At 66.9% G+C, this 13,824-nt stretch carries 11 protein-coding genes; 7 read left to right on the plus strand and 4 right to left on the minus strand.

From position 1 onward, the window contains the following. Positions 1–17: 17 nt before the first annotated feature. Complete coding sequence (sdhC, locus tag OOT46_RS10615) at positions 18–437, minus strand: succinate dehydrogenase, cytochrome b556 subunit (protein ID WP_416136176.1); 420 nt, start codon at positions 435–437, stop codon at positions 18–20. A 104-nt stretch (positions 438–541) separates the two neighbouring features. Next, positions 542–1,321 (minus strand): GntR family transcriptional regulator, encoded by a 780-nt coding sequence (locus OOT46_RS10620; RefSeq protein WP_265403565.1) that lies wholly within the window; start codon positions 1,319–1,321, stop codon positions 542–544. Positions 1,322–1,525: 204 nt separating this feature from the next. On the opposite strand from OOT46_RS10620, the gene OOT46_RS10625 reads away from it, so the two are divergent. The 6 genes from OOT46_RS10625 to acnB all read left to right on the plus strand — a co-directional run bounded on the left by OOT46_RS10625 (position 1,526) and on the right by acnB (position 9,642). Next, on the plus strand, positions 1,526–2,512 hold the full coding sequence (locus OOT46_RS10625) for a malate dehydrogenase (protein WP_265403566.1): 987 nt from the start codon (positions 1,526–1,528) through the stop codon (positions 2,510–2,512). A gap of 93 nt (positions 2,513–2,605) precedes the next feature. After that, on the plus strand, positions 2,606–3,664 hold the full coding sequence (locus tag OOT46_RS10630; protein WP_416136177.1) for an HpcH/HpaI aldolase/citrate lyase family protein: 1,059 nt from the start codon (positions 2,606–2,608) through the stop codon (positions 3,662–3,664). Between the two features lie 61 nt (positions 3,665–3,725). Next, the gene (prpC, locus tag OOT46_RS10635; protein ID WP_265403567.1) at positions 3,726–4,886 is read left to right on the plus strand and encodes a 2-methylcitrate synthase; all 1,161 of its coding nucleotides are present in this window, start codon (positions 3,726–3,728) and stop codon (positions 4,884–4,886) included. Between the two features lie 73 nt (positions 4,887–4,959). Then, positions 4,960–5,424, plus strand: coding sequence for a hypothetical protein (locus OOT46_RS10640; RefSeq protein WP_265403568.1), 465 nt, complete (start codon positions 4,960–4,962; stop codon positions 5,422–5,424). A gap of 27 nt (positions 5,425–5,451) precedes the next feature. Next, positions 5,452–6,903 carry a bifunctional 2-methylcitrate dehydratase/aconitate hydratase gene (locus tag OOT46_RS10645; protein WP_265403569.1) on the plus strand — a complete coding sequence of 484 codons (1,452 nt, stop codon included), beginning with the start codon at positions 5,452–5,454 and terminating at the stop codon, positions 6,901–6,903. 153 nt (positions 6,904–7,056) lie between these two features. Continuing rightward, positions 7,057–9,642 carry a bifunctional aconitate hydratase 2/2-methylisocitrate dehydratase gene (gene acnB / locus OOT46_RS10650; RefSeq protein WP_265403570.1) on the plus strand — a complete coding sequence of 862 codons (2,586 nt, stop codon included), beginning with the start codon at positions 7,057–7,059 and terminating at the stop codon, positions 9,640–9,642. A gap of 102 nt (positions 9,643–9,744) precedes the next feature. Here the strand turns inward: acnB and OOT46_RS10655 are convergent, their stop codons facing one another. Next, positions 9,745–10,488 (minus strand): DUF72 domain-containing protein, encoded by a 744-nt coding sequence (locus tag OOT46_RS10655; protein WP_265403571.1) that lies wholly within the window; start codon positions 10,486–10,488, stop codon positions 9,745–9,747. Positions 10,489–10,532: 44 nt separating this feature from the next. Continuing rightward, positions 10,533–12,899, minus strand: a complete 2,367-nt coding sequence (locus tag OOT46_RS10660) for a hypothetical protein (protein ID WP_265403572.1) — start codon at positions 12,897–12,899, stop codon at positions 10,533–10,535. 174 nt (positions 12,900–13,073) lie between these two features. On the opposite strand from OOT46_RS10660, the gene OOT46_RS10665 reads away from it, so the two are divergent. Then, on the plus strand, positions 13,074–13,685 hold the full coding sequence (locus OOT46_RS10665) for a DUF4349 domain-containing protein (RefSeq protein WP_265403573.1): 612 nt from the start codon (positions 13,074–13,076) through the stop codon (positions 13,683–13,685). Positions 13,686–13,824 lie beyond the last annotated feature (139 nt).

Here is a 13,824-nt window from a genome sequence, read left to right on the forward strand (position 1 = left end):
TGGGTTTCTCGGGAGACTCAGTACATGAAGAGCTTGTAGCCCAGCACCAGCGTCAGCGTCAGGCTGATGACCAGCGTGGCGATCGCGGAGTTGCGGCCCTGGTCCTTGCTCACCGTGTGGAAGGCATCCATCACCAGGTAGCGGATGCCGGCGACGAAGTGGTGCAGGTAGGCCCAGATCAGGCCGAGCACGACCACCTTCATGAACCAGCCCGGCAGCACACCGAGGCCGGCCGTGAAGGTCGAGGTGAACTCAGCGTAGGAAATTTCCGATGTGACGCTTTTGTCGAACAGCCAAATGACAAAAGGCAGCAGCAGGAAAAGAATCAGGCCGCTGCCACGGTGCAGGATCGACACCACGCCGGCGAGGGGAAGCCGGTATTTGAGCGCGTCGATGAGACCCATGGTCCCCGGGGGCTGTTTTCGGATTTCAGGCATACCCAACCTTCTTGCGATGTAACGACGGTGAAACCAGAGGATTTTATTGCAACGCAGCAGACGCAGCTGCATTCGGACTCTTCAGGGATTCAAACACCGCACCTTCAGCTGACTTCGTTGCGGTAGAAATGCGACGCCGTGTTGTAGAGACCGCGCCTGAACTCGACCGGCTTGTCGCCGTAGGTGAGTGAGAGGCGCTCGACGCTCAGCAGGGGAGCGCCCTCGGGCAGGTTCAGCAGGCCAGCGCTGGTGGCGTCGGCCGCGACCGCGCGCAGCTTCTCTTCGGCGCGGATCATGCGCACGCCGAACTCGGTCTCGAACAGCCCATACATCGGGCCGCGGTAGTCGCTCAGCCGTTCGGCGGTGAGCCCCTTGAAGAGCAGGCCGTGCAGCCAGATGTCGTCCAGCACCACCGGCAGGCCCTTGAAATAGAGCACGCGCCGGATCTGCAGCGCCGCATCGCCCGACTTGAGCTCGAGCGCGCGGGCCACTTCAGCCGGCGCGCGCAGGCGCCGGCAGTCGATGAATTTGCGCTCGACCGGCGAAATCTCGCCACCCTCGTCCGGCGTCAGCCGCAGAAAGCGGTACTGGATCTTTTCCTCGGCATGCGTCGCGACAAAGGTACCCTTGCCCTGCCGCCGCACCAGCAGATTCTCGGCCGCGAGCTCGTCGATGGCCTTGCGCACCGTGCCCTGGCTGACCCGGAAACGCCCGGCCAGCTCCACCTCGCTGGGAATCGCCTCGCCGGGCTTCCATTCACCGGCCTGCAGACTGCGCAGGATCAGCCCCTTGATCTGCTGATAGAGCGGGCTGAAGGCAGGCCCGCCCGACTCGGCTGGCGAGGCGGAAGTTTCAGGCAGGGACGATGGGGGCAAGGGCGCCATGGGCGCGATTGCATCACATCGCCATCACTAAGTCCAGAAACAGATGAATGATGTCTTATATAAGACATAAGACCGTTGACAGTGTGGAGAGCGAACCCTAGACTCCCCTACACTTCGGACCTGGAGCAGGTACGCGCGCGACGCCCTTCGTGTCGCCCGGCACCTCGGCCCTCGATCCACACAACACGATCCCTGGAGTCTCACATGAGCAAGAAACCCGTACGCGTGGCCGTCACCGGCGCCGCTGGCCAGATCGGCTATGCCCTGCTGTTCCGCATCGCCTCCGGCGAGATGCTGGGCAAGGACCAGCCCGTGATCCTGCAGCTGCTGGAGATCCCGGACGAGAAGGCCCAGAAGGCGCTCAAGGGCGTGATGATGGAACTCGAGGACTGCGCCTTCCCGCTGCTGCACAGCATGGAAGCGCACAGCGACCCGATGACCGCCTTCAAGGACACCGACTACGCCCTGCTGGTCGGCGCCCGCCCCCGCGGCCCCGGCATGGAGCGCAAGGACCTGCTGTCGGCCAACGCCCAGATCTTCACCGCCCAGGGCAAGGCCCTGAACGCGGTGGCCAGCCGCAACGTGCGCGTGCTGGTGGTCGGCAACCCGGCCAACACCAACGCCTACATCGCGATGAAGTCGGCCCCCGACCTGCCGCGCAAGAACTTCACCGCGATGCTGCGCCTGGACCACAACCGCGCGCTGAGCCAGATCGCCGCCAAGACCGGCAAGCCGGTCGCCAGCATCGAGAAGCTGGCCGTGTGGGGCAACCACTCGCCGACGATGTACGCCGACTACCGCTTCGCGACCATCGACGGCCAGCCGGTCAAGCAGATGATCAACGACGAGGAGTGGAACAAGAACGTGTTCCTGCCCACCGTCGGCAAGCGCGGCGCCGCCATCATCGAGGCGCGCGGCCTGTCCTCGGCCGCCTCGGCCGCCAACGCCGCGATCGACCACATGCGCGACTGGGCCCTGGGCACCAAGGGCAAGTGGGTCACGATGGGCATCCCGTCCAACGGCGAATACGGCATTCCCAAGGACGTCATGTTCGGCTTCCCGGTCACGGTCGAGAACGGCGAGTACAAGATCGTCGAAGGCCTGGAGATCGACGCCTTCTCGCAGGAGCGCATCAACCTGACGCTCAAGGAACTGCAGGAAGAGCAGGACGGCGTCAAGCACCTGCTCTGATCGGCCCGGGGGCCTCGCAGGGCCCCGACAGGAAAGGCCGGCAGCGTCTGCTTGTCGGCCTTTTTTTCGACCTTCGATTTACGTGTGGGTCAATTGAACCCCTCCCCTGCTCCTTCCGCGGCTTCGGCCCCGCTGCACCCCGCCCGCGCGCTGTTCGAGGCCGGTGAAGCGCTGCCCTCGCTGCCCGTCTGCGACCACTACGCCGGCGTCGAGGCGCGCATGCGCAAGAGCCTGGCGCTGCAGGCCGAACTGGGCGAGCGCTGCGGCGCCGCCGTGTTCGACGCGACGCTGGACGCCGAGGACGGCGCGCCCGTCGGTGGCGAAAGGGAGCATGCGGCGCTGATCGCCGAGCTGGTCGACTCGCCGCACAACCGCTGGAACCGGGTCGGCGCGCGGGTGCACCCGGTCAGCCATCCGAGCTTCGACGCCGAGGTCGAGATCCTGCTGCGGCGCTGCGGCGCCCGGCTCGCCTACCTGATGGTCCCCAAGCCCCGCAGCCTGGGCGACGTGCAGTCGGCCTGCGAGCGTATCGACGCGATCGGCGGCTCGCTGGGCCTGGCGCGCAAGATCCCCGTTCACGTGCTGGTCGAGACCCATGGCGCGCTGCGCCAGGTCTGGGACATCGCGGCGCATCCCCGGGTCGAGTCGTTGTCCTTCGGGCTGATGGACTTCGTCTCGGCCCACCGCGGCGCCATCCCCTCGAGCGGCATGAGCGCGGCCGGCCAATTCACGCACCCGCTGGTGCTGCGCGCCAAGATCGAGATCGCGGCGGCCTGCCATGCCGCCGCGAAGACGCCCTCGCACGGCGTCGTGACCGAGTTCAACGACCTCGACGCGCTGCGCAGCGCGGCCCGCAAGGCCTGCCGCGAACTCGGCTACACCCGGATGTGGAGCATCCACCCGAACCAGATCCTGCCCATCGTCGAGGCCTTCGCGCCGGACGAGGAGGAGATCGTCGCGGCCGCCGAGATCCTGCTGGGCGCACAGGCCGCCGGCTGGGGACCGGTGCGCCACCGCACCCGCGGCAGCGACACCTTGCACGACCGCGCCAGCTACCGCTACTACTGGCACGTGCTCGAACGCGCCCACCGCACCGGCCGGCCGCTGCCGGCCGAGGCCATCCAGGCGTTTTTCACGGAGACTTCGACATGATCGCCCCGCCCCCGGGCGGCTGCTTCCGCGAGGCCCGCAGGCGACAACCCAGGAGACTTTGATGAGCGAGACCCCCACCGCAGCCACCGGCTTCAAGCCCAAGAAGTCGGTCGCCCTTTCCGGCACCACCGCCGGCAACACGGCGCTGTGCACCGTCGGCCGCACCGGCAACGACCTGCACTACCGCGGCTACGACATCCTCGACGTGGCCGAGAGCTGCGAGTTCGAGGAGATCGCCCACCTGCTGGTGCACGGCAAGCTGCCGACGCTCGCCGAGCTGGTCGCCTACAAGGCCAAGCTCAAGGCCTTGCGCGGCGTTCCGGCCGCGGTCAAGGCGGCGCTGGAGCAACTGCCGGCGAGCGCCCACCCGATGGACGTGATGCGCACCGGCGTCTCGGTGCTCGGCTGTGTCTCGCCCGAGAAGGACGACCACAACCACCCGGGCGCGCGCGACATCGCCGACAAGCTGATGGCCAGCCTGGGCCCGATGCTGCTCTACTGGTACCACTGGAGCCACAACGGCAGGCGCATCGAGGTGGAGACCGACGACGACTCCATCGGCGGCCATTTCCTGCACCTGCTGCACGGCCGCAAGCCGAGCGAGGCCTGGGTCCAGGCGATGCACACCTCGCTGATCCTCTACGCCGAGCACGAGTTCAACGCCTCCACCTTCACCGGCCGTGTCATCGCCGGCACCGGCTCGGACATGTACTCGGCCATCGCCGGCGCGATCGGCGCGCTGCGCGGCCCCAAGCATGGCGGCGCCAACGAGGTCGCCTTCGAGATCCAGAAGCGCTACGACACGCCCGACCAGGCCGAGGCCGACATCCGCCGCCGGGTCGAGAGCAAGGAAGTCATCATCGGCTTCGGCCACCCCGTCTACACCGTGAGCGACCCGCGCAACAAGGTCATCAAGGGCGTCGCCAAGCGCCTGTCGGCCGACGCCAGGAACATGAAGATGTTCGACATCGCGGAACGGCTGGAATCGGTCATGTGGGAGGTCAAGAAGATGTTCCCCAACCTGGACTGGTTCTCGGCCGTGAGCTACCACATGATGGGCGTGCCCACGGCGATGTTCACGCCGCTGTTCGTCATCGCCCGGACCTCGGGCTGGAGCGCGCACATCATCGAGCAGCGGATCGACGGCAAGATCATCCGGCCCAGCGCCAATTACACAGGTCCCGAAGACCTGAAATTTGTCGCAATCAAGGATCGTGCCTGAGCTTGGTTACAAAATGCACGCGACCACAATCGGGACTCCCTGATCCATCAGAACCCGAGAGTTGGAGAACACCATGAGGAAAACCCTGATTCGTGTCGCGTGCGTCGCTTCTGCCCTGATGGCGGTCTCGCTGGCCCATGCGACGGACAGCCAGCCGGCCAAGAAGAAGAAACGCAGCGCGGCGGCCGCCACGGTCCTGGCCGCCGCGACCCCCGAGCAGCTGCAGGCCGCCGAGCGTGTGCACTACGGTGTGAGCCAGTGCGAGGGCAAGCAGTCGGTCGACCTGGAGGCAAACTCGAAGACGCCCGGCTACGTGGACTTGAAGTACGGCAAGAAAACGTATGTGATGAAACCGGTGCTGTCGTCCACCGGCGCGATGCGCCTGGAAGACGTGCGCGGTGAAACCCTCTACCTGCAGATCGCCAACAAGTCGATGTTGATGAACACGAAGAGCGGCCAGCGTATGGTGGACGACTGCGTTCATGAGAAGCAGCGTGACGCTGCCGACGCCCTCAAGGCAGCCGCCGCGACGCAGTAAACCTTCCCGAAAGCCCCAAGAGGACGCATGTCCGCCGGCATCTCCAACGTCCGTCCCGATCCCGACCAGGTCCTGGTCGACATCGTCGACTATGTGACGAGCCATGAGATCGACTCGCAGCTCGCCTACGACACCGCGCGCCACTGCCTGATCGATACGCTCGGCTGCGGACTGGAGGCCCTGGAGTACCCGGCGTGCACCAAGCTCCTGGGGCCGGTCGTGCCCGGTACCGTGGTGCCCAACGGCGCCAAGGTGCCCGGCACCCAGTTCCAGCTTGACCCGATCCAGGCCGCCTTCAACATCGGCGCAATGATCCGCTGGCTGGACTTCAACGACACCTGGCTGGCGGCCGAGTGGGGCCACCCCTCCGACAACCTGGGCGGCATCCTGGCCACCGCCGACTGGCAAAGCCGCAACGCCGTGGCCGCCGGCAAGCAGCCGCTGCGGATGCGTGAGGTCCTGACCGCGATGATCAAGGCCCACGAGATCCAGGGCTGCATCGCGCTGGAAAACTCCTTCAACCAGGTGGGCCTCGACCACGTGGTGCTGGTGAAGGTCGCCTCCACCGCCGTCGTGGCCCGGATGCTGGGGCTCACTCGCGACGAGATCATCAACGCCGTGTCGCTCGCCTGGGTCGACGGCCAGGCCCTGCGCACCTACCGGCATGCACCCAACACCGGCTCGCGCAAGAGCTGGGCCGCCGGCGACGCCACCAGCCGCGCGGTGCGCCTGGCGCTGATCGCCAAGACCGGCGAGATGGGCTACCCGAGCGTGTTGACGGCCAAGGGCTGGGGCTTCTACGACGTGCTCTTCAAGGGCCAGGAATTCAAGTTCCAGCGCCCCTACGGCAGCTACGTGATGGAACACGTGCTGTTCAAGATCAGCTACCCGGCCGAGTTCCACGGCCAGACCGCCGTGGAAGCGGCGATGAGCCTGCACGCCGAGCTGGCCCAGCGCGGCAAGACCTCGGACGACATCCGCAAGGTGAACATCCGGACCCATGAGGCCTGCATCCGCATCATCGACAAGCAGGGCCCGCTGAACAACCCGGCCGACCGCGATCACTGCATCCAGTACATGGTGGCGGTGCCGCTGATCTACGGCCGCCTGACCGCGGCCGACTATGAGGACGAGATTGCCGGCGACCCGCGCATTGACGCGCTGCGCGACAAGATCGTCTGCATCGAGGATGCGCAGTTCACGCACGACTATCACGACCCCGAGAAGCGCTCCATCGCCAATGGACTCACCGTGGAACTCAAGGACGGCACCCGGCTGGACGAGATCGTCGTGGAGTACCCCATCGGCCACAAGCGCCGCCGCGCCGACGGCATTCCGCTGCTCGAGGCCAAGTTCCGCACCAAGCTCGCGCGCCGCTTCCCGAAAAAGCAGCAGGACAGCATCCTCGCCGTCTCGCTGGATCAGAAGGCGCTGGAGGCGATGCCGGTGCACGAGTACGTGGACCTGTACGTCATCTGACGCACGCTCCGCCCTGCCGAGGCCGCCTCCGGGTGGCCTTTTTGTCGAAGACGCACGACATGCCACGCCTGTCCGGCTTGGCAAGTCTTATATAAGACATAAAATACGAAAGTCGCCGGCCCGTCACGGAGCCGGCCATCCCCGGAGCCCCACATGCTGCAAACCTACCGCGACCACGTCGCTGAACGCGCCGCGCTCGGCATTCCCCCGCTGCCGCTGTCTGCCCAGCAGACCGCCGAGCTGATCGAACTGCTGAAGAACCCGCCCGCCGGCGAAGAACAGTTCCTGCTCGAGCTGCTGACGCACCGCGTCCCGCCGGGCGTGGACGACGCGGCCAAGGTCAAGGCCTCCTTCCTGGCCGCCGTGGCCGACGGCGAGCTCAAGGTCGCGCTGATCTCGCGCGCCAAGGCGACCGAGCTGCTGGGCACCATGGTGGGCGGCTACAACGTCAAGCCGCTGATCGAGCTGCTCGACGACGCCGACGTGGCCCCGGTCGCTGCAGAAGGTCTGAAGAAGACCCTGCTGATGTTCGACTACTTCCACGACGTGGCCGAGAAGGCCAAAGCCGGCAACGCGCATGCCAAGGCCGTGATCCAGTCCTGGGCCGATGCCGAGTGGTTCACCTCGCGCCCTGAAGTGGCCGAGAAGATCACCGTGACCGTCTTCAAAGTCACCGGCGAGACCAACACCGACGACCTGTCGCCCGCCCCCGACGCCTGGAGCCGCCCGGACATCCCGCTGCACTACCTGGCGATGCTGAAAAACGCCCGCCCCGGCATCACGCCCGAGGAAGACGGCAAGCGCGGCCCGGTCAAGTTCATCGAAGACCTGAAGAAGAAGGGCCACCTGGTCGCCTACGTCGGTGACGTGGTCGGCACCGGCTCCAGCCGCAAGTCCGCCACCAACAGCGTGATCTGGGCCACCGGCGAGGACATCCCCTTCGTGCCCAACAAGCGGTTCGGCGGCATCTGCCTGGGCGGCAAGATCGCCCCGATCTTCTTCAACACGCAGGAAGACTCGGGCGCGCTGCCGATCGAGGTCGACGTGTCCGGCATGGACATGGGCGACGTGGTCGACATCTACCCCTATGCCGGCAAGATCGAGAAAAACGGCGCCAAGATCGCCGAGTTCGCGCTCAAGAGCGACGTGCTGTTCGACGAAGTGCGTGCCGGCGGTCGCATCAACCTGATCATCGGCCGCTCGCTGACCGCCAAGGCACGCGACTTCCTGGGCCTGCCCGCCTCGACGGCCTTCCGCCTGCCGACCTCGCCGAGCGCCTCGACCAAGGGCTTCACGCTGGCGCAGAAGATGGTCGGCCGCGCCTGCGGCCTGCCGGAAGGCCAGGGCGTGCGCCCGGGCACGTACTGCGAGCCGCGCATGACTTCGGTCGGCAGCCAGGACACCACCGGCCCGATGACCCGCGACGAGCTGAAGGACCTGGCCTGCCTGGGCTTCAGCGCCGACCTGGTGATGCAGAGCTTCTGCCACACGGCCGCCTATCCCAAGCCGGTCGACGTCAAGATGCACCGCGAGCTGCCCGCCTTCATCAGCAACCGCGGCGGCATCGCGCTGCGCCCCGGTGACGGTGTGATCCACAGCTGGCTCAACCGCATGCTGCTGCCCGACACCGTGGGCACCGGCGGCGACAGCCACACCCGCTTCCCGATCGGCATCAGCTTCCCGGCCGGCTCGGGCCTGGTCGCCTTCGCCGCCGCCACCGGCGTGATGCCGCTGGACATGCCGGAATCGGTGCTGGTGCGTTTCAAGGGCAAGATGCAGCCCGGCATCACCCTGCGCGACCTGGTGCACGCGATCCCGCTGTACGCGATCAAGCAGGGCCTGCTGACGGTCGCCAAGCAAGGCAAGAAGAACATCTTCTCGGGCCGCGTCCTCGAGATCGAGGGCCTGCCCGACCTGAAGGTGGAACAGGCCTTCGAACTGAGCGACGCCTCGGCCGAGCGCAGCGCGGCCGGTTGCACGGTGCGCCTGAACAAGGAACCGATCATCGAGTACCTCAACAGCAACATCACGCTGCTGAAGTGGATGATCGCCAACGGCTACCAGGACAAGCGCAGCCTGGAGCGCCGCATCAAGGCGATGGAGCAGTGGCTGGCCAAGCCCGAGCTGCTGCAGCCGGACGCGGACGCCGAGTACGCCGCGGTGATCGAGATCGACCTGGCCGACATCAAGGAACCGATCGTCTGCTGCCCCAACGACCCGGACGACGCCAAGACGCTGTCCGACGTGCAGGGCGCGACCATCGACGAGGTCTTCATCGGCTCCTGCATGACCAACATCGGCCACTTCCGTGCAGCCTCCAAGCTGCTCGAAGGCAAGCGCGACATCCCGGTCAAGCTGTGGGTCGCCCCGCCGACCAAGATGGACGCGGCCGAGCTGACCAAGGAAGGCCACTACGGCGTGCTGGGCGGCGCCGGCGCCCGCATGGAAATGCCGGGCTGCAGCCTGTGCATGGGCAACCAGGCCCAGGTGCGCGAAGGCGCGACCGTGATGTCCACCAGCACCCGCAACTTCCCCAACCGCCTGGGCAAGAACACCAACGTCTACCTCGGCTCGGCCGAGCTGGCCGCGATCTGCTCCAAGCTGGGCCGCATCCCGACCGTGGCCGAGTACCACGCCGACATGGGCGTGATCAACAAGGACGGCGACAAGGTGTACCGCTACATGAACTTCGACCAGATCCAGGAGTTCAGCGAGGTGGCGAAGGAAGTGGCGGTCTGATCGACCGGCAGACTCCTCCCGACCAGGAACGGCCCGCAATGCGGGCCGTTTTTTTTTGCCTCCGGAGGGCGAGCCGGGCGTACCTGCCGGTGCCGGCAGCGGTCAGCGGCCCAGCAGGGTTTGCAGTTCGAGCGCGTTTTCCGCCGCGGCGCCGGAGGCGGTGTTGTCGAAGATGCACCAGAGGTCCGCCTCGGCATGCCAGCGCCGCACCTCCTCGGCCCACTGCGCCAGCCGCTCGGGGTCGTAGCGCGAGTAGTAGATACGCGGTGAGCCGTGCCAGCGGTAGTAGACGGTCGCCCCGGCGCCGTCACCTTGCGGGCCCAGCCAACCGCTGGGCTGGCCCGCCCCTTCCGGCCGGGCGGGGTCGGCCGCCACGCGGCCGATGCGGCGCGAGACGAGCAGGCGCTCTGCCGCCGGCTCGAACCAGCTCTTGTGGCGCGGCTCGCAGACCACCGCGCCCTCATGCAGCTCGCGCAGCAGGTCGAAGAAGGTGCGTGCGACGCGCGCCTCGAAGGCAAAGGATGGCGGCAGCTGGACCAGCAGGACGCCGAGCTTGTCGCCCAGGCCACCCACCTGCTCGAGGAAGGCAGCCAGCGGCTGACGGGCCCGCCGCAGCTGTCCTTCGTGGGTGATGGTCCGCGGCAGCTTGACCGCGAAGCGGAAGTGCTCAGGCACCTGCGCCGCCCAGCTCTCATAGGTCTTGCGCTGATGCGGCCGGTAGAAGGACGTGTTGATCTCGGCGCAGGGCAGGACCCGGGCGTAACGCGCCAGGTGCGAGCCCTCGCCGGGAAAGGCGGCCGCAGCCGCCCGCGGGACGCTCCATCCCGCCGTTCCGATGCGGATCATGCGAGCCAGTATGGCAGGGCGGAGGCCGGGGCCCCCGCCCGCACTCACTGGAGCAGGACCGGCACCACGCCGAGGGTCAGCTGCTGGCCGGAGATGGGGGCCTGGCTGCCGTTCAGCGGTGTCGCGGTGGTGAAGCCCCAGGTGGCGGGCAGCTGGACCTTGCGGCCCTCATTGGTCGACCAAAGGATTGCAAAGGACCGGGTGCCACGCTTCAGCTTGAACACATAAACGAGGTTCTCGTCGGTCGGGTTGTCGCGCACTTCGTACGCGTCCTCCAGCTGCGCGCCGGTCAGCCATTCGCGGATCTTGTTATAGGCCTTGCCGGCGGTGGTCAGCGGCCGCCAGCCCGAGTCCGGACGCGCCAGCGCGCTCACCGGCGAGAAGTTGCGCTTGCCTTCGTACTGGTAGTAGTTGAAGTTCTCGATCCCCTGTGACCACATCACCATCAGCGCGCGCGGCATGCTGGCCCAGTGCTCGTTCTCCGTCGGATTGTCCGCGACGCAGCCACCCGTGGCCGTGTCGGACACCGAGCAGTAGGGACCGCCCTCGGTGTTCCAGATCGGCTTGGTGACGCCGTGGCTCTTCAGCACGGCGCGCACGTTGGCAATCGGCGCCACGATGTTCTCGGGCCTCACCGGGTTGTAATAGAAGTGGTAGCCGATCTTGTCGACATGGTTGTGGCCGCCCGCGGCCAGGAAGCTTTCCAGCCGGGCCAGGCCGGTGCTGACCGTGAAGCTCGGAGAGATGATCACCGCGTCGTTCCCGAGCGCCTCGCGTGTCGTCTCGGTCAGCCTCAACAGATTGGCGACGCTGTCCTTGTAGAAGAGGTTGTAGTCGGCTTCGTTCCACACTTCCCAGTAGTGGATCTTGCCCGCGAGATTTGGATGCTCTTTCAGGTGACGAACGTAGTTTTTCCAATCGTCGAAGCGCTCGGGCGCGTACTGCGGGCCTTTCGGCTGTGCCCACCCAGGCGTCTGCCCGAGCGTCATCAGGACCTTCTGGCCCTTGCTGGTCGCACGCGCCAGATAGACCCACTGAAGCCGGTCTCTGAAGATCTTCGTCGACCACTGGCCCGGCCCGGCATCCTCGAGATCCTTCCACGTCGTCGTGGTGTCCCAGAGCCGTAGCACCGATGCGTTCACACCCGCGTCCAGGGCATGCTCGGGGAGCAGGGTGTAGTGCACGCCGAACAGCAAGTCGGGCGCCACGCTCTTGCTGGCCGGCTTCACGTCGTTCTTGTTGACTTCGTAAATGCGGACCTCGTCAATGTCGAGGGTGCCGGGCTGGTCGAGCGCCAGCCTCAGGGTCTTCGGCTCGCGTCCGTCGATCGCGACTTCGAAACCGATCCGCTGGAAGGAGGGCCCCGGCCTGAAGGTTTTTTCGATCAGCATCGGGTGGCTGTCCTTGCGCTCCCGCCGGATCCCCAGCGTGACCGCCGGGTTGCCGTCCCCGCTCGTCCGCGCCAGCATCTCGACGCGGTAGGTGCGGCCGACGCGGAAGGGGTAGCCATAGATCAGGTGCGCATCGCCCGAGCCCTTGCTCTCGAGCTGGAAACGCTGGTAGCCACCCATGCCGCCGTCCGTGCGGACCTCGGCCAGGTACTTGGGCCTGGGCTGACCGTCGACCCACCAATCGTTCACCTTCCACCCCCAGCCGAACTTGCTGTCCGGGGACCCGCTGAAGTCGGAGCAGCTGACCAGCGTGGACACCGGCGTGGCGAGCGGATCGCTGTTCGGCAGCGGAGTCGGCGCCGCCCGGAGTTCGTCGCTAAGTTCGATCAGCGTCATGCTGTCGATCAGGATGTCCTTGCCGACGTCCTGCACGGCGATGCGCAGCGCGCCGCGGTCCGTCCAGCGGTAATAGCCCTCGATCTCGACGCGCTGCCAGTTGCCGCCGACGCTGACGGTCGTCTTCGTCGCGACGTCATAGGGTTTGTGCCGGCGGAACATCACGTCCACCAGGGTGTCGGCTTCCTCGGAGTCCTGCTTGATCTTCTTGATGTAGAAGACCGCGCGGTACATCTTGTTGGCCTTGAAGGCGAAGTCGTAGAACAGCTGCGCATCACCCGTCCCACGGTTGTTGACCCGGAAACGCTGCGCTCCGCTGCTGTTTCGGGCGTCGGTGCTGCGGCCGGCATCCCAGGCGGCACCGCCCCACTGGTTGACCTGCCAGCCGGGCGCCAGGCCCGTGAAGTCGGTGTCGAAGGCGGACTCCGCGACCGCGGTCTGCCCCGGAGGCAGTTCCTCCAGCGGACGCGCGGCGCGGCACGACGGGCCCGGTGCCGGGGCCTCGGCCTGACCGCGAGCTGGCGATTGAGCGGAAGAAGAGTCGGTGGAACCGCCGGAACCGCCGCCGCAGGCGGCAAGTGAAAGCGCAGCGAGACCCGCCGCGTACGAGGGACGCAACTTCAAGAAAACCTCCTTGGGATTTGTTGTGAACGGGATTAAACCGCAGCGAAGTAGCAAAAAGTCGCTACCTATAGCAAGTGTAAGTAACCCCCCACACGCCGCGTGAGCTCCGGTCAACCCCGTCGCATGGTCGCCTGCGTCGAAGTCATTTCACGTCTGCACTGCCCTGGAGCCCACATGCCCTGCCCTCCCCGCCGCCTGATCGAGCGGGCCCGACGGGCCGAGGCGCCCGCCGAGCCGGCTGCGCCGCGCCGCTACCTGGCAGTGCGCCACGAGCTCGGCCTCTACACGGCGGCCTTGGACGCCTTCCTGGCGCGTGTCACCGCGCTGGGCCAGGTGGGGCAGCACAACAAGACCGCGGAGGATCGCACCGACGAGGTGGTCGACACCGAGGCGCGGCTGAAGAACATGAGCGAGTTCCGGGACCAGCTGCGGCGCCTGATGGCCACACCGAAGGCCAAGCTGGCAAAGCTGATCGAGGTGGAGCGCGAGCTGACCCGGGTGCAGAGCGAGATCGACCGCCTGGCCTCGCGCCGCAAGGCACTGGCCGGCCTCACCGACAAGGTGCACGTCAGGCTCTCTATCCAGGCTCGCCCCTCGGTGCTTGAGACGGGGATGTGGTCGCCGGTGCGCGACGCGGTGCTGCGTGCCGGGCACGTGCGGGCGGACAGCGTGGCGACCTTGATCCACGTCGTCGTCGCCGCGCTGCCCAGGGCCCTCGGTCTCGGCGGGGGGCGCTGGCATGGCGCCGCTGCGGCGCACTCGGCAAGCCCGGGCACGCGCGGCTGAAGCGGCCTGAAGGGCCCCGGGCAGGATCGACCGCGAGGGGCGCACCCTCGCGAAGCGCCTGCACGCTTCTTGCCACGCAAGCCCAAACTGAGAGAATCGCCACGATCCGCCCCACCTTGAACCGCACCTCGGAGTGACC

The sequence above is a fragment of the Aquabacterium sp. A7-Y genome (assembly GCF_026153205.1).
Taxonomy (GTDB): domain Bacteria; phylum Pseudomonadota; class Gammaproteobacteria; order Burkholderiales; family Burkholderiaceae_C; genus Caldimonas.

Coding starts and splice junctions, on each gene's coding strand:
- OOT46_RS10620 (WP_265403565.1), bottom strand. CDS start 1,321: ATGGCGCCCTTGCCCCCATCGTCCCTGCCTGAAACTTCCGCCTCGCCA.
- OOT46_RS10625 (WP_265403566.1), top strand. CDS start 1,526: ATGAGCAAGAAACCCGTACGCGTGGCCGTCACCGGCGCCGCTGGCCAG.
- prpC (WP_265403567.1), top strand. CDS start 3,726: ATGAGCGAGACCCCCACCGCAGCCACCGGCTTCAAGCCCAAGAAGTCG.
- acnB (WP_265403570.1), top strand. CDS start 7,057: ATGCTGCAAACCTACCGCGACCACGTCGCTGAACGCGCCGCGCTCGGC.
- OOT46_RS10655 (WP_265403571.1), bottom strand. CDS start 10,488: ATGATCCGCATCGGAACGGCGGGATGGAGCGTCCCGCGGGCGGCTGCG.
- sdhC (WP_416136176.1), bottom strand. CDS start 437: ATGCCTGAAATCCGAAAACAGCCCCCGGGGACCATGGGTCTCATCGAC.
- OOT46_RS10645 (WP_265403569.1), top strand. CDS start 5,452: ATGTCCGCCGGCATCTCCAACGTCCGTCCCGATCCCGACCAGGTCCTG.
- OOT46_RS10665 (WP_265403573.1), top strand. CDS start 13,074: ATGCCCTGCCCTCCCCGCCGCCTGATCGAGCGGGCCCGACGGGCCGAG.
- OOT46_RS10640 (WP_265403568.1), top strand. CDS start 4,960: ATGAGGAAAACCCTGATTCGTGTCGCGTGCGTCGCTTCTGCCCTGATG.